We start from the raw sequence: 18,669 nt of genomic DNA, 5'->3' as shown, positions 1-18,669 counted from the left end.
CGGGTTGGCCCTACTCTTTGGGACGATTGATCTCGAATGCGGCCTTCTGTGCATCGCTTGCCACATCCTGATGCCTGGCTTTCCATTCGTCATAGGGCATGCCGTAGACGATCTCGCGCGATTGGTCCTTGGTGAGGCCGGTGCCAGCCTCGGTCGCCGCGTCGAGATACCAGTTCGACAGGCAGTTGCGGCAAAAGCCCGCGAGGTTCATCAACTCGATGTTCTGCACATCGTCCCGCTCGCGGAGATGCGCGACCAGTCGGCGGAACGCGGCGGCCTCGAATTCGATCTGTTGTTCTCTTGTGAGCTCGGTCATCGTTTCAATCTTCGTATGGGCCGGTTCGGGACGGATACACCTCATATCTATGCAGCGCCGGGTCGGCATTCAACCGCTCGAAGATCGGCGCCAGGTGCTCGGCCCATTCGGCGACGCCCGGCTCGTCCGCGATGAGATCCTGGCGCACTTCGAGCAACGCATGCGGAATGCCCTTTTTCATGCAGTGGCGATACATCGTGTCGCCGCGCAGCGCGCCGTCATAGGGTTCGTTGTCGCCGGTCACGATGCCGGGCAGGGCGGCGAGCGCATGGATCAGCGCCTGTGCGGCACGTGGATCATTGTCCCACAGCACGCCGGCATGCCAGGGCCTGACATAGGTCTTCCAGAATGGCGTGAAGGAATGCAGCGACATGATCAACGGCGCGCGGCCGGTGGCGTTCTCGACTGCAGCGATCATGCCCGTGACCGCGCCATGGTAGGGCCGGTGATAGTGGTGCAGCCGCGCGTCCCATTCCTCTGGCGAAATCGGATAATTGCCGGGGACGATCGCGCCGTCGGAAATCTTCATGATCAGGGTCGGATCATCCTCGCCCCGGTTGGGATCGATGAGAAGCCGCGAGAAGCAACTCATGACGGCCGGGGCGCCAAGCCGGGCCGCGAGCGCGCGGGTCAGCGGTTCGATGCCGATATCGTAAGCGATGTGGCGGGTGAAAGCCTCGGGCGCGAGGCCCAGCGTTCCATACTTTGCGGGAAGATGGTTGGTCGCATGGTCACCCAGCAGGATGAAGCCGAGATCGAGATTGCCTTCGATCACTTCGAAGGCCCGGGAATCTTGCATGGATGGCCTTCTGGGCACACTTTTTGACATTTTTTTAAAGTCTTTGCATGCGAAGCGACGTCTTTCAAGGCGGGCGTTATTGAGACTTGGCAAAAGGCGCAATATGAATGGATTCGACGTGCTGCCGGACACTTGGAAACGCGGCACGACATTGAATTGCGATTGTTGGCCAAACCCGTGTCGAATAACGGAAAAAGCTGAATATAATCGATTAAATTTGCGTTGACTTTCGGTTTTTGGCAGCGCAAATAGCACTCACGTCATGGGAGCCTCCTGGACCATCATGCCCACAGTTGCAGCATCGCGGATCGCGGCACGCAGGATCTGGGGACAAGCCCTTGCCGGTGTCCTCGGGAAAATAGACAGCATCTTTTCGATCAGGAGGATATTGCTCGCTTTGGCAATGGCATCCGGAGGCATGGCGCTGAGCGCCGGCACGGCATCGGCCGAATTCCGGGTGTGCAATGCCACGCAGAACGCCGTGGGTGTGGCGATCGGTTATCGCGCCAAGGAGGGCTGGATCTCCGAGGGCTGGTGGCAGATACCGGCGACGACCTGCTACACGCTGATCGAGGGGCAGCTGCAGTCCCGGTATTACTACCTTTATGCCGAAGACGCGGCGCGCGGCGGACGCTGGACCGGCAACGTTAATATGTGTGTCGCAGAAAACGAGTTTAAGATAACCGGAGTGCAAGATTGCTATGCCCGCGGGTACCAGCAATTCGGCTTCAAGGAATATGATACGGGGCGCCAGGGAAGCTGGATGGTTCAGCTGACGGATACGCCGACTACAAACGAAAGCCAGAATTGATGAAGCGGAACAGAAAAGTCAAAATCCTCGCCACGCTCGGCCCGGCCTCGAATACCGAGGAGATGATCGAGAAGCTGCACAATGCGGGCGCGGATCTTTTCCGGATCAACATGAGCCATTCGAGCCACGACATGATGCGCGAGCTGATCGGCAAGATCCGCGCGGTCGAGGCACGTTCCGGCCGGCCGATCGGCATTCTGGCCGACCTCCAGGGCCCGAAGCTTCGCGTCGGCAAGTTCGCCAACACATCCGTCGAACTGAAAGCGGGCCAGACCTTCACGCTCGACAACCGCAACGAGCCCGGTGACGAGAACCGCGTCTTCCTTCCGCATCCCGAGATTCTCGAAGCCGTCAAGCCGGGCGATCGCCTGTTGATCGATGACGGCAAGCTGCATCTCAAGGCCGTTGAATGCAACGGCACCAGCATCGTCACGACAGTCGTTGCCGGCAACAAGATCTCCGACAAGAAGGGTGTGTCGCTGCCCGATACGATCCTCGCCATCGGCGCACTGACGGAGAAGGACCGCGTCGATCTCGACGCCGTGCTGGCGACCGGCAGTGTCGATTGGGTCGCGCTGTCGTTCGTGCAGCGTCCCGAGGATCTGGCTGAGGTGCGCAAGATTTCGCGCGGCCGGGTCGGGATCATGTCGAAGATCGAAAAGCCGCAGGCGCTGGAGCGGATCGACGAGATCATCGAAATGTCGGATGCGCTGATGGTGGCGCGCGGCGACCTCGGGGTCGAGATGCCGCTCGAAGCGGTGCCCGGCATCCAGAAGCAGTTGACGCGTGCCTGCCGCCGCGTCGGCAAGCCGGTGGTTGTCGCCACGCAGATGCTGGAATCGATGATCTCCGCCGCCGTGCCGACCCGCGCCGAAGTCTCCGACGTGGCGACCGCCGTCTTCGAAGGCGCCGATGCGATCATGCTGTCGGCCGAATCGGCGTCCGGCCAGTATCCGGTCGAGGCGGTGACCACGATGGCTTCGATCGCCAGCACGGTCGAGCAGGATCCCTATTATTCCAATATCATTCACGCCCAGCGCCCGAAACCCGAACCGACTGGCGCCGACGCCATTTCGCTCGCCTCGCGCGAGATTGCCGAGACGCTGAAGCTCGCGGCGATCGTCTGTTATACCGGCTCGGGCAATACCGGCCTGCGTGCCGCGCGCGAGCGGCCGGAAGTCCCGGTTCTGGCGCTGTCGCCGATCATCGAGACCGCGCGCCGGCTTTCGGTCGTATGGGGCCTGCATTGCGTCGTGACGGAAGACGCAAGCGACCTGGACGACATGGTCAATCGCGCCTGCCGTATCGTGCACCACGAAGGTTTTGGTACGCCGGGTGATCGCGTCATCATCACGGCAGGTGTGCCGCTCGGCACGCCCGGTGCCACCAACATGCTGCGCATCGCGTACATCGCCTCGGACGGCCAGAGCGGCGTCTAATCTATTCAGTCGCTGCCGGTCTGCAAATGGCGGCTTTCCGCGCTTCCGGTGCTCACGTACTTTAGTACGCTCCGCTCCGGTTCTCGAAAGCCACCATTTTCGACTCAGCATCAACTGAATATCGACCGTCGCGTTTACTTTAGCGTGATGCGCCGTTCGACGTCGCGGGCAATCTTCTGGAGGTCGCGGGGTAATCCTGCGACCTTTTCAATTGCGGCGATCACCAGATCGGTGGCGACGTAGTCCGGCTTATGGCCGAGGCCTTTGACCCAGACCAGTTCGGAACCTGATATGTCCCGGTTCAGTCCCAATGAATGCAGTTCCTCATAGACGATCTCGTCGCTGTCGCCTGATATGATCACCGTGGGCGCGGTGATCTCCTTGTAGCGGGGCTGCGTCTGGCGAACATAAACCAGCAGGTTGGCGACGTCGCGCGCATTGCTGCAGAAATTCTGGGGCCGCAGCACGAGGGGAATCGCCGCGCGCTCGGAATAGCCCTCGGGCACCGGATTGGGCTGGAAGACGTGCTCCACGCCGGTATCAAGCTGCATCAGGCCGGCGGGCAGGCTCAGCGTGTTGCAGAAGATCGGGCCGAGATAGGGAATGTTCGCGAGGTCATAATACCAATCGATGCCGCCCGGCCAGGGATGCGTTGCGGGTGACAGGAAGACGAGGCCCTGGACCATGTTCTTGTGGCGGAGCGCGAGGCTCGCCGTGGTCGCGCCGCCGAAGGAATGGCCGATAATGATCGCCCGGCTTATGCCGCGCTTTTCGATCAGTCTGGCGATCGCGTCGGCCTGCCCGTCGGGCGTCAGGTTCTGGTCGCCACCGCGTTCGGAATAGCCGTGTCCGGGCCGGTCGACGAACAGCATCTCGGCGCGCCCCTTGAGCGGTTCGAGGAATGCCATCATCGGATCGCGCAGGTTGCCGCTGGCGCCGTGGATGAAGACGAGCGGCGGCAGGTCCGCGCCTTCGGGTCGCGGTACGTGAACGCTGTTGAGCCTGAGCCCGCCGACATCGATCAGTTCGCCTGTGTTGGGATAGCGCTGGCTGATCTGCCGCGCCTGCCACTGGGTGAACAGGAACGCCAGGAAGAGCATGCCGAGGAGAATGGCAAAAAGGATGAAGACAAGCTTGAATGCAAAATACATGAATAGGAGCAGGCCGGTTGAGAATCAGAACTGATACGAAGCCGGTCGCATTCCGGTTCAGGTTTTCTGGCCGGCCAGCTTATTCGTCAGTTCGATAAGCTGCTGCTGCGCCTCGCGATCGGCGGGATAATAGGCGAGGTAGGCCTCCCATGCCTCGAGCGCCTGCCGGTCATGGCCGGTTTCCTGCAGGATGCCCGCAATGCCGGCAAGGGCGCCGATGTGGCGAGGCTCCAGTGCCAGAACACGGGCGCTGTCCGACATCGCCTTGGGATAATTGCCGAGCAGATAGTGGATGGTGGCGCGCCTATTCCAGCCCTCGGCGTAATCCGGGGCGAGCAGGGTGACCTGATCGAGGAAATCGAGTGCGGCGCCATAGCGCTTCTCGTTAACCGCGCGCGACGCGTTCTGCATCAGGAGATCGACCGTGGCGCTGCCCGAAAATGTGAAGACTTCACGGATCTCGTTGGCGATACCGAGCGCCAGTTCGGTGCTGCGTTCTTTCTTCAGCCGGTCGAAAAGGCTGTCGAGGCGCTCAGCTTCCGTGGCGAGCGGGCCGGGAAGCTGTTGCTTGACGGTATCGGGCTTGGTGCCCTTGGCACTGTCCTGAGCGTGTGCAGGTCCGAGTGCGGCCGCGAGGAGGAGAATCGAAATCGTGGACGTAATAAAGCGCATGGCGGGCATGCTAGCCCGCCATCGTGAATATTCAAAGGCAAAATGTCGTGAGCAGCCGGCGGCCGTTCAGCCCTGGCGGGCCTTGTAGCGCGGGTTCAGCTTGTTGATGATGTAAACCCGGCCCTTGCGGCGGACCAACTGGTTTTCACGATGACGTGCCTTGAGCGCTTTCAGCGAGTTCTTGATCTTCATTGTTCTGATCCGCGAGGTTAACAGGTTGATCCTGCTTCATTGACAATCAAAGGCGCGCCACTTCTTTAAGGTGCGCGCCCGAATTTGGTGAGGCATGTACCGTTTGAAGGAGGCGATGTCAACCTTCAAAGCCTCGAATTTGTAGGCCATCCGGCCTGATTTACACACGAAAAAGCCGGCAGGCGCCGGCTCGTCGTTTGCGTCGATCCGAATTGCTCAGTGGCCGCCGAAGGCAGTCTTTAGAAGTGAAAGCTGAGCCTGAACCGAATTCTGGTTGTTGGCAGCCGGCACGACCTGTTCGCCGGGGCGATAGATTTCCCGATCGAGGACCGCGACGCGGTTCTGAAGGCGTATGGACTTTTCGACGAGGTCGCGGAAGTCGCCCGGCAGGTCGTTCCAGCCCGGAGCTGTACGATCGACGTTGAACGTATCGAGGCGAACCTTCTTCTTCTCGTTGACGACCTGGTCGCGGGTCATCTCGCCATTGTTGATGGCGCGCTGCAGCAGCAGCCAGGACGCAACCTGCATCAGGCGGGTCGTCAGACGCATGGATTCCGCGGCGTAGAGTACCGATGCCATGCGCGGCAGGGCCTTGGAAGCAAGCCGGCCGGGTCCGTCGAGATAGCTGGCGGTCTCTTCGACCAGCGTCATCCCTTCGGAATAGAGTGCCTTGAACTGTGCGGACGACGCCGCGTGTCCGGCAAAACTGATGGTGTTGGCCCCGGTCTCAGACATTCATTTCATTCCCAAATACGCATCACAGTGGAAAGCGGCGAGACGCCCCGATAGAACGAGGCCGAGAATGCTACCACTTTGACGTTTGCGCAAGCCGATTCTTAAGGAACGGTTAATCTCCACAACTAAAGTCAAATGCCATGAAATTGTTCCACTTTCCCGCCACCAAAAAAAGAGCCGCGGAAAGCGGCTCTCAAGGTAAAACAGGGAGAAAAATCAGACGCTACCCGATGAAGGAAATTGTCTGAGACCAGAAGCTCTGGATGTGATCAGTAATAACATGGAAAGGTTAACGAATGGTTAACGGCTGGCTTGCGCCCGAAGAATAAGTCGTGGCCACAGCCTTTGAAAGGCTGGATATCCTTCGTTTCCTCGGCATCGTTCTTACGTCAGCGTGTCACTGTCATGTGGTTTACATTGAGTGCGCCGTTCGGATTGTCGCGCAGGACGGTCTCCGTCAGTCGCGACACCTCTTCAATTCGGCGCAATCTTCCTCTAGTCTCCCGTCATGATTTGGCGGATGGAAAGAGCGTATGGCAGGGGCAGGGTTTTTCGATCGGGATGAAGAGGGCAGCGAACCGACGTCCTATGGACGAAGACTTTCGAGCCCGATGTCCTACTTCTGGACCATGGTTATCTTCCTCATACTTGTCGGTTTCGCCGCCGCTATCCTGTTCAGGCAGGGCCGCGAGGCCTTCGTCGCCAATCCCGGCCTCAATGGTCTGATTCTGGGCGTGTTGGTCATAGGCATCCTGCTTGCCTTCAATCATGTGTTGGCGCTTCGGCCCGAAGTGCGCTGGTTCAATTCGTTTCGTGCGGCGGGCAGCGCCGAGAAGGCAGGCCGCGAACCTGTCATGCTCGGGCCGATGCGGGCGCTGATGTCGACGAGCCAGACGGGCGCGCTGTCGCCGGCGGCGCTGCGGTCGATCCTCGATTCGATCGCCAGCCGGCTGGATGAAACCCGCGACACGACGCGCTACCTCACAGGGCTTCTGATCTTCCTCGGTCTGCTTGGCACTTTCTGGGGCCTGCTCGGCACGATCGGGTCGATCAATACCGTCATCCAGGGACTCGATCCCGGCTCCGGCCAGACGGCCGATATTCTCAATACGCTCAAGGAAAGCCTGTCGGCGCCGCTGACCGGCATGGGCACGGCGTTCTCCTCGTCGCTCTTCGGTCTTTCGGGCTCCCTGGTGCTGGGCTTCCTCGACCTTCAGGCAGGACGCGCGCAAAATCGCTTCTATAACGAACTGGAAAACTGGCTGTCATCGGTGACCGATGTCAGCCACGATTTCGCGCCGGTGCTGGTCGAAGGCGCGGGCACCGGTTCGACCGAAGAACTCAAGTCGCTCTCCGAACAGCTGGTGAAGATCAGCCAGGAAGGCGGCAGCACGCAGCGTTCGACCGCTGCCATGGCCTCGCTCGCCGAAGGCATCCAGGGACTGGTGCGCAACATGCGTACCGAGCAGCAGATGCTGCGCGACTGGATAGAGGCGCAGCAGGAGGAATCCAAGGCGCTGAGGCGCACGCTCGACCAACTGACCGACAAGATCGGGGGCAAGTAGCATGGCCTTGCGTCGCAAGGGCGGCCGTGAGCGCACCGTCGACTACTGGCCGGGTTTCGTCGATGCGCTATCGACGATTCTGCTCGCCATCATGTTCCTGTTGACCGTGTTCGTGCTTGGGCAATTCATCCTGAGCCGGGAAATCTCCGGCCGCGACGAGGTGCTGGAGCGGCTCAACAACCAGATCAACGAACTGACCGAACTCCTGGCACTGGAGAAGGGCGGCAAGCAGGATCTCGAGGATTCCTTCTCAAATCTTCAGTCCCAGCTCATGTCGGCGGAGACCGAGCGTTCGCGTCTCCAGAAGATACTCGAGCAGGGAAGCGGCGATTCGAATGCCGCCAATGCCCGCATCGGCACGCTGAACGAGGAACTGTCCCAGCAGAGGGACGTCAGCCAGCAGGCCTTGAGCCAGGTCGAACTGCTCAACCAGCAGATCGCGGCGCTCAGGGCGCAGATCGCCGCCGTCGAACAGGCGCTACAGGCGTCCGAGTCCAGGGACAAATCGTCCCAGACCAAGATCGCCGATCTCGGCCGGCGGCTCAATGTGGCGCTCGCCCAGCGCGTCCAGGAGCTCAACCGCTACAGGTCCGACTTCTTCGGGCGGTTGCGCGAGATCCTGTCCGATCGCGAGAACATCCGCATCGTCGGCGACCGCTTCGTCTTCCAGTCCGAGGTGCTGTTCCCGTCGGGCGGCAACGAGCTCAATGATCCCGGCAAGGCGGAGATGTCCAAGCTCGCCCAGGCGCTGCTCGATCTTGCCAAGGAAATCCCGGCCGAGATCAATTGGGTGCTGCGCGTCGATGGCCATACCGACAGTGTGCCGCTGTCCGGCACCGGGAAATATGCCGACAACTGGGAGCTCTCATCGGCGCGTGCGACCTCGGTGGTGAAATTCCTGATTTCGCAGGGCGTGCCGGCTGACCGGCTGGTGGCGGCGGGTTTCGGCCAATATCAGCCAATCGCGGAAGGCGACAGCGACGAGGCGCGCAACCAGAACCGCCGCATCGAGCTGAAACTGACCGAGAAGTAACTTCTACTCGCGCAGCAATGCGGTGAAGACGATCGCGACGCCCATGACGACGGCGATTTTCCAGAAGTCTCGACGTTTGCGCAGGCCCGGTACATTAAAGGGCCAGACAAGGTGGAGAAGCATCAGGAAAATACCGAGGAGCGGAACGATTTTTGTCAATTTTCTCCGTTCCTTAGTCGGTACGTGCCATATTATCGGCGCCTTTGGTGGCGAAGCCGTCGGTCCTTCCCTCTATTTGGAGGAGGCGGCCATGTCACGTAGATTTAGATCGCACGAATCGGGTCGCTCCGCCAATGCCTAATACTTGACGGCCCCATCCGGGATCAGTTCAAGACAACCAGAAACATGAAGAGCTTTGCCGCATGAGACAGAATCTGTTTTCCGTTTTGGCGCTCCTGATCGGAACCCTATTCCTGTTTCTCGGCAACGGCCTGCACAGCCTGCTGATGCCGATGCGTGGGGCCAATGAGGGCTATTCGGAAACCGTACTCGGGTTCTTCGGCACATCCTGGGCGGCGGGCTTCGTGCTCGGCTGCATCTTTGCGCGGCGGCTGGTCAAGCGGGTCGGTCATGTCCGTGCGTTCTCGGGCTTCATCTCGATCATCGCGATCACGGCGCTGGCCACCGGCATCGTGGTCGATGAAAACGTCTGGATATTTTCGCGTGCCGTAACCGGCTTTTCCTCGGCGGCGACCGTGATGATCATCGAGAGCTGGCTCAACGAACGGGCGACGAACGAGAGCCGGGGCATGATCTTCTCGTTTTATATCTCGATCACGCTGATCGGCGTCGTGGGTGGCCAGATGGCCGTTGCGGGCGCGGATATCAATGGCCAGACGCTGTTTCTGCTGGCGGGCATATTCTATTGTTTCGCGATGCTGCCGACGCTCGTTTCCAACGCGCAGACGCCGAAGCCGCTCAACGAACTGAAGCTCGATCTGGTCGCGCTTTACCGGAACTCGCCGGTGTCGTTTGTCGGTATCCTGCTCGTCGGTATTGCCAATGGCGCCTGGGGTACGCTCGGTGCGGTGTTCGGGGCAAAGGCCGGTCTCTCCCCCGGCGACATCGCTATCATGATGACCATCACGATCTTCGCTGGTGCGGCGATGCAGATTCCCGCAGGCCGGATGTCGGACCGGATGGACCGGCGTTACGTGCTGGCGATCCTGTCCGGCGTCTCGTTTCTCGCGGGCTTCCAGCTTTTCGTGGTGCGCCCCGAAAACGTGACGACACTGCTTATCCTGATCGGCGTCTATGGCGCCACGGCCTATGCGCTTTATCCAATCGCCGTGGCGCACGCCAACGACTTCGCCAAGTCATCCGATTTCGTGGCGATATCGGGTGGTCTGCTGCTGCTCTACGGTATCGGCACGGTGATCGGCCCGTCGGTCGGCGGCCCGGTCATGCAGTATATGGGACCCTACGCGCTCTTCGCCGTCACGGCGGTTTCCCATTTCCTGATCGTCGTCTACGCACTGCTGCGCTCGCGGATGCGGGCACCGGTTCCGGTCGGCGAGCGCGACAGCTACCAGTCGGTTTCCTCGGGGACGACGGTGACGCCCGAAAGCCTTTCGCTCAGCCCGCGCGCGCAACGCTTGCCGGAGAGCGAGGATGAAGCTAACCTCAGGCCCAAGGAAACGGGAGCGGAACCGGCATGAGCCTGTTCGACGAAGACAAGCCGATCAAGAAGCCGAGCCACGAGATCGGCTCCGATATCTCATTGCTGTCCGTTGACGAACTCAAGTCGCGGATAGCGATCCTGCAGGCCGAGATCGCGCGGCTGGATGCCGAGATCGCTGCCAAATCCTCCAGCCGCAATGTCGCGGAGAGTCTGTTCAAGAAGTAGCAGGCTCGACATGAAGGCCAAGCGCGCGTTGGGACCATTTCGACATTTCATGGCCCGTCCCAAGCTGATGGTCGCCGTGGTTTTTGGGGTCGTGGTCTATTGGCTGTTCCCCGCCCGCGGTCTCGACATTGCGACGCGCGCGCTTATTGCCTGGAATGCGGCAATCGTGCTTTTGCTGGTGCTTGCGGGAATTGCCATGCGCCGGGCCACGGGCGAATCCATGCGTAAGCATGCACAGGAACTGGATGAGGGGCACTATACCGTCCTCATCATGGCCTTTGTTGCCGCGACCGCGAGCCTGGCCGCGATTGTCTTCGAGCTGATAAATCTTCGCGACCGTTCCGGCGGTGATGCCGGCCTCTATATCGGCTTGTCGGGGCTGACGATCCTGACGGCGTGGAGCTTCATCCACGTCATCTTCACGGAGCATTATGCTCACGAATTCTACGTCGACCGGGATCTAAAGACGGCCGATATCCAGGAGAGCCAGGGGTTGAAATTTCCGGGCACCAGGGAGCCCGACTATCTCGATTTTCTCTACTTCACCTTCACGATAGGCGTGGCCAACCAGACGGCCGATATCGCGATCGAATCCCGCGCCATGCGGGTGCTGGTTCTGATCCATTCGATCATATCCTATTTCTTCAACACCATTATTCTGGCGCTGACGATCAACATCGCGGCAAGCCTGCTTCAGAAATGAGCGAGAGACATGCGCAGCATGCTCCGGATTGCCCACGGCGGGAATTCGGCCTAATAGGGTTGCCCATAAAGACTGAGAAAGAAGACGAATGATTTCCAAGGCGCTGAAGGCGCAGTTGCGCGCGGAAAGACTTGCTGCACGCGATGCCATTCCCACCGAAAACCGCATAGAAAAAAGCATGCTGATCGCCGATGCCGGCGGAGAGGGCATTGTCTTCGAGCCGGGCCAGGAAATATCCGGCTTCTTCCCGATCCGTTCGGAGGTGGATGTGCGGCCCTTGATGCAACGGCTGAAGGATCGTGGCGGGCGCCTCTCCATGCCCGTGGTCGTCAACAGGCATACGATCATATTCCGCGAACTCATCGCCGGGGCGCCGCTCGTCAAGACGGGGTTCGGCACATCGGGGCCGGGCCCGGAGGCGAGGGTGGTCGATCCCGACGTGATGCTCGTGCCGCTTTCGGCCTATGATCGCCTGGGTCACCGCATCGGCTATGGTGCCGGATTCTACGACCGCGTTATTTCTGATCTTCATGCCAGGGGGAAGCGCCCGCAATTGATCGGTGTGGCCTTCGATTGCCAGGAGATCGAGGTGATCCCGGCCGAGGACCATGACGTCGCGCTCGATGCGATCCTGACCGAAAGCGGCCTCAAGGTCTTCGGGAAGGAACTGGCATGAGGCTGCTGTTTCTCGGAGACATGGTGGGGCGGACGGGGCGGCAAGCGGTGTTCGACCGGCTGCCCGGCCTGATATCGGACTTCAGGCTCGATTTCGTCATCGTCAATGGCGAGAATGCCGCCGGTGGTTTCGGGATCACCGAGGATATCCTCAATTCCACGATCGGCGCGGGCGCCGATGTGATGACCACGGGCAACCATGTCTGGGACCAGCGCGAGGCGCTGATCTTCGCCGATCGCCACGACCAGTTCCTGCGTCCGGCCAACTATCCCGCCGGCACGCCGGGCAAGGGATCGGGCGTCTATATGGCGCGGAACGGTGCGCGCGTCCTCGTTGCCAATATCATGGGGCGGGTGTTCATGAGCCCCGATCTCGACGATCCCTTCAAGGCGGCCGAGGGCATTCTTGCGGCTTGTCCGCTGGGCGAGCAGGCCGATGCGATTATCTTCGATTTTCACGCCGAGGCGACCAGCGAAAAGCAGTGCTTCGGGCATTTCGTCGATGGCCGTGCGAGCTTCGTCGTCGGCACCCACACCCATGTGCCGACCGCCGACCACCAGATCCTGAACGGCGGCACGGCCTATCTCTCGGATGCGGGCATGTGCGGCGACTATGATTCCTCGCTCGGCATGGAGAAGGAGGAGCCGCTCAACCGGTTCCTCTCCAAGGTGCCGCGCGGCCGCTTCGAGGCGGCATCGGGTCCCGCCACGATCTGTGGTGTCGGTGTCGATATTTCTGACCGAACGGGCTTGGCGGAAAATATTGCGCCGCTCCGGCTTGGCCCGCGCCTCAAGGAGACCGTGCCCGAGTTCTGGGCATAGCACATCCGTCCAATCCGAACGATAACGGCATTGTGAGCGCGCCCAGGCTTTTCAGGCTGGACGATCGTATGATGCTGCCGCATCCTTCGCAGCGCAACAAGGCTGAATGGAGGTATGCGCAATGCTCCGATGGCTTTTATCGGTAATGGTTGCCGTTGGGTTCGTGGCCGCCGCGGCACATGCGCAGGAAGAAAAACCCCGCCACTTCAGCCAGTGTCAGGCGATTGCCGGCAGCCTGCCGGGCGCGACTTTTGCCCGTTTCGAGCCCGATGCCGATTCTGCCAAGCTGCAACTGGCCGCCGTGACCGACGAGCCGGTGACGATCACTTATCTCGGCCATTCGACATTCTACATCCAGACGCCCGGCGGCGTTACAATCGCCACGGATTACAACGGTTGGTACAAGCCGCCTGTCCCGCCCATGGTGGCGACCATGAACCACGCGCACACCACCCACTATACACTGACGCCCGACCCCGGAATCCAGCATGTCCTGCATGGCTGGAGCGAGACGCCGGGCGAGGCGATCAAGCATGAGCTGATGGTGGGCGATACGTTCATCCGCAACGTGACGACCGACATCCGGCGGTGGGGCACGTTCGAGGAAAACGGCAATTCGATCTTCATCTTCGAAGTCGCCGGCCTGTGCATCGGCCATCTCGGCCACCTGCATCACGAACTCGCTGAAGGGCATTACGCCGAAATCGGCAGGCTCGATGTGCTGATGGTGCCCGTCGATGGCGGGCTGACCATGGGCAAGCAATCGATGAGCAAGGTGGTGCAGCGGCTGCGCTCCTCGGTGATATTGCCCATGCACCGCCGTGGCCCGGTGATCGACGATTTCCTCGGCATGTTCGGCTCCGAATATGACGTGTTCAGATCGCCGGAGGATACGATGCAGGTGTCCATCCGCACGCTACCGAAGAAGCCGACCATCTATGTCCTGAAGGGCGTCTGACCGACATTGCGAACCTGAAACGCGTGGGAGCCCTCTTGAATACGGCCTTTTCCGGCAATATAAGGCCGCCTCTAGGGATAACAGGACGCATAGGGGTGCCATGGCCGGCCATTCACAGTTCAAGAACATCATGCACCGCAAGGGCAAGCAGGACGGCATCCGTTCGAAGATGTTCTCCAAGCTCGCGCGCGAAATCACGGTTGCCGCCAAGGCGGGCCTGCCCGACCCGACGATGAACGCCGCACTTCGCCTGGCAATCCAGAACGCCAAGGCGCAATCGATGCCGAAGGACAATATCGACCGCGCGATCAAGAAGGCCTCTGGTGCCGATGCCGAGACTTACGATCAGGTCCGCTACGAGGGCTATGGTCCCGGCGGTATCGCCGTCATCGTCGAGGCGCTGACCGACAACCGCAACCGCACGGCCTCCAATGTCCGTTCGATCTTCACCAAGGGCGGCGGTGCACTCGGCGAAACCGGCTCGGTGTCCTTTTCCTTCGATCATGTCGGCGAGATTGTCTATCCGCTCTCGGCTGGCGATGCCGACAAGATGATGGAAGCGGCGATCGAAGCCGGCGCCGACGACGTCGAAACAGACGAGGAAGGGCACTACATCTACTGCGCCTTCGAATCGATGAATGAAGTGTCCAAGGCGCTCGAAGCCCAGCTCGGCGAAGCCTCGACGGTCAAGGCGATCTGGAAGCCGCAGAATTCAGTGCCGGTCGATGAAGAGCGCGCGCAATCGCTGATGAAGATGACCGACTCGCTCGAAGACGACGACGACGTGCAGAATGTCTATACCAATATGGACATTCCCGAAGAGGTCATGGCCAAGCTGTCGGCCTGAGCCGGGCGTCTCTCAGAAAAATAAGCCCGGAGCGACGGTTCGCTCCGGGCTTTTTCATGCGGCCTTGCGGACGATCGTGTCGAGGCCGGCGAAAAGCTCGATCGACCTCAGCCGCGCATCGACATCTGATATCGGCATGGAGATGATCAGCTCATCGATCCCGGTGACCCGGATGAAATCGGCGAGATCACGCTCGGCGGTCTTCGGCGAGCCGACGATCGCATATTGCAGCGTGTGCTCGACATTGTATCTCTCGCTCTCGGTCCAGTGCTCGTCCATGCTTTCGACCGGCTTGGGGAAATAGCCGCGTGTATTGCGTCTCAGATTGATGAATTGAAGCTGGGCCGAGGTGAAATGATATTTGGCCTCGGCGTCCGTATCAGCCACCACGCCCATGATGCCCGCCATGACATAGGGCTTCTCCAATTGCGCCGAGGGTTGGAAGCGCTCGCGATAGATGGCGATCGCATCCATCAGCGCATCCGGCGCGAAATGCGAGGCGAAGGCATAGGGCAGGCCGAGGGCGGCCGCCAGATGGGCGGAGTATAGGCTGGAGCCGAGAAGCCAAATCGGCACGTTGGAATTGACGCCCGGCATGGCGAGGATCTGCTGGCCATCTTCCACGGGGCCGAACAGGCGCTGGAGTTCCAGGATATCGTTGGGGAATGTGTGGGCGCCTGCTTCAAGATCACGGCGCAATGCCCGGGCGGTCCGCATATCGGTGCCCGGCGCGCGGCCGAGGCCAAGATCGACGCGGCCCGGAAACAGCGCGGCCAGCGTGCCGAACTGCTCGGCGATCACCAGCGGTGCGTGGTTGGGCAGCATGATGCCGCCCGAGCCGATGCGGATCTTCGACGTCGCGTGGCCGACATGGCCGATCAGCACGGATGTTGCCGAACTCGCGACCGCCGGCATGCCATGGTGTTCGGCAAGCCAGTAGCGCAGATAGCCGGCGTCTTCGGCGGCTTTCGCCATGCGGGCGGTGTTTCTGAAGCTTTTTTCGACGGTGCCGCCTTCGACGACCTGCGAGAGGTCGAGAATGGAAAAAGGTATCATGCTCAAATCCTTGGGAGGAGAATTCGATCTGACTTGGGTATGCGGGTCGGCGGAATCAAGGATGGGGCGCGGTTGGGTTACTTCACGATCTTGTCCCATGGCTGCGCATAGGGCGTGAATTCCTCGACCTGACCCATGTTCTGTTGGGCGTAGGAATAAAGTTCGGGATCAAAATAGATGGCGAAGCGATAGTCTTCGTGCTCGCCATCTTTGAATTTCATCTGGAATTCGAAGAACCTGGCATCGACTCGTCTGCCGTGCAGAACTGTCGCCAGCAAATGGATGAGGACATCCAGGGTTTCTTCGTCGAAAGCTGCGACCGCAGTTTCGGCACTCTCTTTGGAAAATCGATTGTCGCCCATGCGAAGTTTGAGAATCTGCGGTTTTGCTTGGTAATCGATCCGGGAATTCGGCCGTTCTCGGAGCAAAGTGAAGTCTTCCCACACCTGCGCATGGTTTTTGTACGTGATATGGATGCTGGCACTTGCCTCTCCGACATCGATCCTCTGGCTTTTTCTTATCTTCTCAATGGGCATGTCTGGCGTTCCCCGGCTGCAGGCCCAGACTTCCAAAAGCACGGATGTTTGGCAAGCGACTCGAGCCGCCAGAGCATTCGGAAAATCCGAACGGCATGTTTTGAAACGAAGAAGGCCGCGGATGTGCCGCGGCCCCCTGCATTATGATGCTTTGACTCAGCCGGCCTTGCGCCACTGGTTTTCGGCTTCCTCGGCCAACTGGAACTGACCGATGCGGCCGTCCATTTCGCCGGCTTCCTGGGCCAGTTGATGGATCGACGCGGTGGTTTCCTCGACCATGGCGGCGTTCTGCTGCGTCATGTTTTCGATCTGGGTCACCGTCGTATTGATCTCGCGCAACGTCTCGGCTTCTTCGCGGGTCGATTCCATCATCGCGGCAATCTGCAGATTGATCGCCTCGACATGGCCGCCGATGCCCTTGAGTGCCTTGCCGGCCTTTTCGACCATCGACACGCCCGCCTCGACCTCGGCCGTCGATTTCGATAGCAGGTCGGTGATTTCCTTGGCGGCCTTGGCGGAGCGTTGTGCGAGTTCGCGCACTTCCTGGGCAACGACCGCGAAACCCTTGCCGGAATCGCCGGCGCGGGCTGCCTCGACGCCGGCATTGAGCGCCAGCAGGTTGGTCTGGAAGGCGATCTCGTCGATTACCGAGATGATCGTGTTGATCTGCTGCGAGGATCCCTGGATGGCTTCCATCGCCTTGATGGTCTTTTCCATAATATCGGCCGAAGCCTGGGTGCCGGCATTGGCGTCACGGGCGATCTTGCTCGCATCCTCGGCACGCGCCATCTGTTGCTTGACCGCCTTGGTGATCTGGTCGATGGCCGTTGCCGCTTCGCTGACCGACGCAGACTGGCGTTCCGTGCGCTCGGCGAGCTGGTCGGCGGAGGAGCGCATTTCCTCTGTGCCGGCGCGCATGGCGTTGGAATTGCGGCTGATTGCGGTGAGCGCCTCGGCGAGCTGATCGACGGAAGCGTTGAAATTGTGCCGCAGACCCTCGAGCGCCGGCGGGAATGGCTGGTCGATCTGGTAGGCGAGATCGCCGCTTGCCATCCGGGTGAGGCCTTCGCCGAGCGCGGAGACGACCGACTGCAGTGTCTGCGCTTCGCGCTGCTGTTCCTCGATGCGGCTGCGGCGACCTTCTTCCTCGGCGACCTGCGCCGCTCTGGCCTGGGATTCCAGCACGCGCTGGGCCAAGAGTGAATCCCGGAAGCTCGAAAGCGCCCGCGACATTGTGCCGAGCTCGTCCTTTCGAGATGCGCCCTTGACGGTAATGTTGAGATCGCCGCTGGCGACAGCTTCGGTCGCCGTTGCGAGCTTGCCGAGCGGACCGAACATATGGCGCAGCACGAACCAGGCAATGGCCGAGGTGACGGCAAGAACGAGCGTTCCGACCAGCGTCAGAAGACCCGCGATCTGAAGGGATCCGGCCTGAAGTTCGCTATCGAGCACGCTTTCCGAGATCAGGTATTTCGCATTGTCTTCGACGAGCGGCATGCTGAAGCTGGTGGCCGAACCATCGGCACGGGCGAAGGCGGCAACCGTCATGGCGGTATCGGCGAGCGCCGCATCCTTATAGGCGTAGGGGGCGGCATCGACCGTCACAAGCTGGCCGGCGTCGTTGAGGCCGATCACGGTTCCATCGGCGGTAATGATGTTGGTCTTTTCGGAACTGCCCGCGGGAATGCCCATCGACAGGATATTGCCGATCACATCGTCGCGCACCTGGAAGATGAAGATGCCGCGCAACTGGCCCAGATTGACCAGCGGAACTGCGGCATAAATATCGGACTTGCCGGTCTCCTTGTTCATCATCAGGCCGGAAAACGCGCCGGGCACTTCATCGGTCTCGGCCTTTTTCACATTGGCCATGGTTTCTGCGAAGACCTTGCCGAGACCGCTTTCGACGAAGCGGGCATCGGTGGCATTCTCGGCGAAAGTATCGGCCTTCTTGTAGGAATAGATGATGTTGCCCTTGGCATCGAGCATCAGCATGTCCTTGAAGGGCGTGGCGGCGAGGACCTTGGCGAGTTGCGGCTGCAGTTCCTCGTGGGCGGAATAATAGTAGCCGCCGGGGCCTTCGGGCTTGATCAGCTTTTCGCGTTCTTCGGCCGGGTTCGGATTGCCGCTGACGAAATATTTCTGCAACTCCTTCTTGGCGTCGCCGGGGGTCTTGTCGAGCGTTTTCCAGCCACTCTTCAGGTTGACCATCGATTTGCCGAGCGACTCGATCTTCGCGAGCGAGGAGGCCTGGTCGCTGATCTGGTGCAATTGGCTCGAAAGGTTCGACGACCGGAAGGTCAGGATGCTCTGCATCGAGGTCTTGGTCTGGTCGAGGAAGATCGTGTTGGAGCTGTAATAGCTGAGCAGCGCGAGCGCCGTCTCCGAGATGACGATCAACACAAGGAAGACCGCGATAACTTTTCCCTGGAGGGAATGTAGAAGTCTGGGCATTTACGGCTCCATCACGTGGCGGCGCGGCGGAACGACGTGGACCTTCCGGGAAGGGGCAT

General features: G+C 60.4%; 21 protein-coding genes. 11 read left to right on the top strand and 10 right to left on the bottom strand.

The window, feature by feature from the left end; genetic code table 11:
- Positions 1-10 precede the first annotated feature (10 nt).
- Together IHQ71_RS21145 and IHQ71_RS21140 are read right to left on the bottom strand one after the other, a co-directional pair.
- Complete coding sequence (locus IHQ71_RS21145) at positions 11-316, bottom strand: DUF1244 domain-containing protein (RefSeq protein ID WP_258158399.1); 306 nt, start codon at positions 314-316, stop codon at positions 11-13.
- A 4-nt stretch (positions 317-320) separates the two neighbouring features.
- Positions 321-1,115 (bottom strand): N-formylglutamate amidohydrolase, encoded by a 795-nt coding sequence (locus tag IHQ71_RS21140; RefSeq protein WP_258158398.1) that lies wholly within the window; start codon positions 1,113-1,115, stop codon positions 321-323.
- A gap of 403 nt (positions 1,116-1,518) precedes the next feature.
- Here IHQ71_RS21140 and IHQ71_RS21135 point away from each other — a divergent pair, with 403 nt between their 5' ends.
- Together IHQ71_RS21135 and pyk are read left to right on the top strand one after the other, a co-directional pair.
- Positions 1,519-1,926 carry a DUF1036 domain-containing protein gene (locus IHQ71_RS21135; protein WP_258162902.1) on the top strand — a complete coding sequence of 136 codons (408 nt, stop codon included), beginning with the start codon at positions 1,519-1,521 and terminating at the stop codon, positions 1,924-1,926.
- The gene (gene pyk / locus IHQ71_RS21130; RefSeq protein ID WP_258158397.1) at positions 1,926-3,365 is read left to right on the top strand and encodes a pyruvate kinase; all 1,440 of its coding nucleotides are present in this window, start codon (positions 1,926-1,928) and stop codon (positions 3,363-3,365) included. Before IHQ71_RS21135 ends, pyk begins: the two co-directional genes overlap by 1 nt.
- A gap of 134 nt (positions 3,366-3,499) precedes the next feature.
- Here pyk and IHQ71_RS21125 read toward each other — a convergent pair whose 3' ends face one another.
- The 4 genes from IHQ71_RS21125 to IHQ71_RS21110 all read right to left on the bottom strand — a co-directional run bounded on the left by IHQ71_RS21125 (position 3,500) and on the right by IHQ71_RS21110 (position 6,115).
- Positions 3,500-4,516: an alpha/beta fold hydrolase gene (locus IHQ71_RS21125; protein ID WP_374989894.1), complete on the bottom strand. Its 1,017-nt coding sequence runs from the start codon at positions 4,514-4,516 to the stop codon at positions 3,500-3,502.
- 57 nt (positions 4,517-4,573) lie between these two features.
- On the bottom strand, positions 4,574-5,197 hold the full coding sequence (locus IHQ71_RS21120; protein WP_258158396.1) for a hypothetical protein: 624 nt from the start codon (positions 5,195-5,197) through the stop codon (positions 4,574-4,576).
- A gap of 57 nt (positions 5,198-5,254) precedes the next feature.
- On the bottom strand, positions 5,255-5,380 hold the full coding sequence (gene ykgO / locus IHQ71_RS21115) for a type B 50S ribosomal protein L36 (protein WP_258158395.1): 126 nt from the start codon (positions 5,378-5,380) through the stop codon (positions 5,255-5,257).
- Between the two features lie 216 nt (positions 5,381-5,596).
- A complete protein-coding gene (locus tag IHQ71_RS21110) occupies positions 5,597-6,115 on the bottom strand; it encodes a DUF1465 family protein (protein WP_258158394.1) in 519 nt (172 codons plus the stop codon).
- Positions 6,116-6,648: 533 nt separating this feature from the next.
- Here IHQ71_RS21110 and IHQ71_RS21105 point away from each other — a divergent pair.
- Both IHQ71_RS21105 and IHQ71_RS21100 read left to right on the top strand, forming a co-directional pair.
- Positions 6,649-7,680, top strand: coding sequence for a flagellar motor protein MotA (locus IHQ71_RS21105; protein WP_258158393.1), 1,032 nt, complete (start codon positions 6,649-6,651; stop codon positions 7,678-7,680).
- 1 nt (position 7,681) lies between these two features.
- Positions 7,682-8,713 carry a peptidoglycan -binding protein gene (locus IHQ71_RS21100; protein ID WP_258158392.1) on the top strand — a complete coding sequence of 344 codons (1,032 nt, stop codon included), beginning with the start codon at positions 7,682-7,684 and terminating at the stop codon, positions 8,711-8,713.
- A gap of 3 nt (positions 8,714-8,716) precedes the next feature.
- Here the strand turns inward: IHQ71_RS21100 and IHQ71_RS21095 are convergent, their stop codons facing one another.
- Complete coding sequence (locus tag IHQ71_RS21095) at positions 8,717-8,872, bottom strand: hypothetical protein (RefSeq protein WP_258158391.1); 156 nt, start codon at positions 8,870-8,872, stop codon at positions 8,717-8,719.
- Between the two features lie 203 nt (positions 8,873-9,075).
- Here IHQ71_RS21095 and IHQ71_RS21090 point away from each other — a divergent pair, with 203 nt between their 5' ends.
- The 7 genes from IHQ71_RS21090 (at position 9,076) to IHQ71_RS21060 (ending at position 14,564) form a co-directional block, all read left to right on the top strand.
- Positions 9,076-10,371: an MFS transporter gene (locus IHQ71_RS21090; protein WP_258158390.1), complete on the top strand. Its 1,296-nt coding sequence runs from the start codon at positions 9,076-9,078 to the stop codon at positions 10,369-10,371.
- Complete coding sequence (locus tag IHQ71_RS21085; RefSeq protein ID WP_258158389.1) at positions 10,368-10,559, top strand: DUF1192 domain-containing protein; 192 nt, start codon at positions 10,368-10,370, stop codon at positions 10,557-10,559. Before IHQ71_RS21090 ends, IHQ71_RS21085 begins: the two co-directional genes overlap by 4 nt.
- 10 nt (positions 10,560-10,569) lie before the next feature.
- Positions 10,570-11,262 (top strand): DUF1345 domain-containing protein, encoded by a 693-nt coding sequence (locus IHQ71_RS21080; RefSeq protein ID WP_258158388.1) that lies wholly within the window; start codon positions 10,570-10,572, stop codon positions 11,260-11,262.
- Positions 11,263-11,350: 88 nt separating this feature from the next.
- Positions 11,351-11,938 (top strand): 5-formyltetrahydrofolate cyclo-ligase, encoded by a 588-nt coding sequence (locus IHQ71_RS21075; RefSeq protein WP_258158387.1) that lies wholly within the window; start codon positions 11,351-11,353, stop codon positions 11,936-11,938.
- Positions 11,935-12,759, top strand: a complete 825-nt coding sequence (locus tag IHQ71_RS21070; protein WP_258158386.1) for a TIGR00282 family metallophosphoesterase — start codon at positions 11,935-11,937, stop codon at positions 12,757-12,759. The genes IHQ71_RS21075 and IHQ71_RS21070 overlap by 4 nt, the downstream gene beginning before the upstream one ends.
- Before the next feature lie 121 nt (positions 12,760-12,880).
- A complete protein-coding gene (locus IHQ71_RS21065; protein WP_258158385.1) occupies positions 12,881-13,717 on the top strand; it encodes an MBL fold metallo-hydrolase in 837 nt (278 codons plus the stop codon).
- Positions 13,718-13,817: 100 nt separating this feature from the next.
- Positions 13,818-14,564: a YebC/PmpR family DNA-binding transcriptional regulator gene (locus IHQ71_RS21060; protein ID WP_258158384.1), complete on the top strand. Its 747-nt coding sequence runs from the start codon at positions 13,818-13,820 to the stop codon at positions 14,562-14,564.
- Between the two features lie 54 nt (positions 14,565-14,618).
- On the opposite strand, the gene IHQ71_RS21055 is transcribed toward IHQ71_RS21060, so the two are convergent.
- The 3 genes from IHQ71_RS21055 to IHQ71_RS21045 form a co-directional block, all read right to left on the bottom strand.
- The gene (locus IHQ71_RS21055) at positions 14,619-15,620 is read right to left on the bottom strand and encodes an LLM class flavin-dependent oxidoreductase (RefSeq protein ID WP_258158383.1); all 1,002 of its coding nucleotides are present in this window, start codon (positions 15,618-15,620) and stop codon (positions 14,619-14,621) included.
- A gap of 77 nt (positions 15,621-15,697) precedes the next feature.
- Positions 15,698-16,156 carry a hypothetical protein gene (locus IHQ71_RS21050; protein WP_258158382.1) on the bottom strand — a complete coding sequence of 153 codons (459 nt, stop codon included), beginning with the start codon at positions 16,154-16,156 and terminating at the stop codon, positions 15,698-15,700.
- 156 nt (positions 16,157-16,312) lie between these two features.
- Positions 16,313-18,610: a methyl-accepting chemotaxis protein gene (locus IHQ71_RS21045; RefSeq protein WP_258158381.1), complete on the bottom strand. Its 2,298-nt coding sequence runs from the start codon at positions 18,608-18,610 to the stop codon at positions 16,313-16,315.
- Positions 18,611-18,669 lie beyond the last annotated feature (59 nt).

Origin of the sequence: Rhizobium sp. TH2, assembly GCF_024707525.1 — a bacterium.
Lineage (GTDB): Bacteria > Pseudomonadota > Alphaproteobacteria > Rhizobiales > Rhizobiaceae > Rhizobium_E.
The sequence above is the reverse complement of the archived record's forward strand: the minus strand, read 5'-3'. Positions and strand labels throughout refer to the sequence as shown.

Excerpts from the sequence above, each read along its gene's own strand:
- IHQ71_RS21145 (WP_258158399.1), bottom strand. The coding sequence starts at position 316 with ATGACCGAGCTCACAAGAGAACAACAGATCGAATTCGAGGCCGCCGCG.
- IHQ71_RS21140 (WP_258158398.1), bottom strand. The coding sequence starts at position 1,115 with ATGCAAGATTCCCGGGCCTTCGAAGTGATCGAAGGCAATCTCGATCTC.
- IHQ71_RS21135 (WP_258162902.1), top strand. The coding sequence starts at position 1,519 with ATGGCATCCGGAGGCATGGCGCTGAGCGCCGGCACGGCATCGGCCGAA.
- pyk (WP_258158397.1), top strand. The coding sequence starts at position 1,926 with ATGAAGCGGAACAGAAAAGTCAAAATCCTCGCCACGCTCGGCCCGGCC.
- IHQ71_RS21125 (WP_374989894.1), bottom strand. The coding sequence starts at position 4,516 with ATGTATTTTGCATTCAAGCTTGTCTTCATCCTTTTTGCCATTCTCCTC.
- IHQ71_RS21120 (WP_258158396.1), bottom strand. The coding sequence starts at position 5,197 with ATGCCCGCCATGCGCTTTATTACGTCCACGATTTCGATTCTCCTCCTC.
- ykgO (WP_258158395.1), bottom strand. The coding sequence starts at position 5,380 with ATGAAGATCAAGAACTCGCTGAAAGCGCTCAAGGCACGTCATCGTGAA.
- IHQ71_RS21110 (WP_258158394.1), bottom strand. The coding sequence starts at position 6,115 with ATGTCTGAGACCGGGGCCAACACCATCAGTTTTGCCGGACACGCGGCG.
- IHQ71_RS21105 (WP_258158393.1), top strand. The coding sequence starts at position 6,649 with ATGGCAGGGGCAGGGTTTTTCGATCGGGATGAAGAGGGCAGCGAACCG.
- IHQ71_RS21100 (WP_258158392.1), top strand. The coding sequence starts at position 7,682 with ATGGCCTTGCGTCGCAAGGGCGGCCGTGAGCGCACCGTCGACTACTGG.
- IHQ71_RS21090 (WP_258158390.1), top strand. The coding sequence starts at position 9,076 with ATGAGACAGAATCTGTTTTCCGTTTTGGCGCTCCTGATCGGAACCCTA.
- IHQ71_RS21085 (WP_258158389.1), top strand. The coding sequence starts at position 10,368 with ATGAGCCTGTTCGACGAAGACAAGCCGATCAAGAAGCCGAGCCACGAG.
- IHQ71_RS21080 (WP_258158388.1), top strand. The coding sequence starts at position 10,570 with ATGAAGGCCAAGCGCGCGTTGGGACCATTTCGACATTTCATGGCCCGT.
- IHQ71_RS21075 (WP_258158387.1), top strand. The coding sequence starts at position 11,351 with ATGATTTCCAAGGCGCTGAAGGCGCAGTTGCGCGCGGAAAGACTTGCT.
- IHQ71_RS21070 (WP_258158386.1), top strand. The coding sequence starts at position 11,935 with ATGAGGCTGCTGTTTCTCGGAGACATGGTGGGGCGGACGGGGCGGCAA.
- IHQ71_RS21065 (WP_258158385.1), top strand. The coding sequence starts at position 12,881 with ATGCTCCGATGGCTTTTATCGGTAATGGTTGCCGTTGGGTTCGTGGCC.
- IHQ71_RS21060 (WP_258158384.1), top strand. The coding sequence starts at position 13,818 with ATGGCCGGCCATTCACAGTTCAAGAACATCATGCACCGCAAGGGCAAG.
- IHQ71_RS21055 (WP_258158383.1), bottom strand. The coding sequence starts at position 15,620 with ATGATACCTTTTTCCATTCTCGACCTCTCGCAGGTCGTCGAAGGCGGC.
- IHQ71_RS21050 (WP_258158382.1), bottom strand. The coding sequence starts at position 16,156 with ATGCCCATTGAGAAGATAAGAAAAAGCCAGAGGATCGATGTCGGAGAG.
- IHQ71_RS21045 (WP_258158381.1), bottom strand. The coding sequence starts at position 18,610 with ATGCCCAGACTTCTACATTCCCTCCAGGGAAAAGTTATCGCGGTCTTC.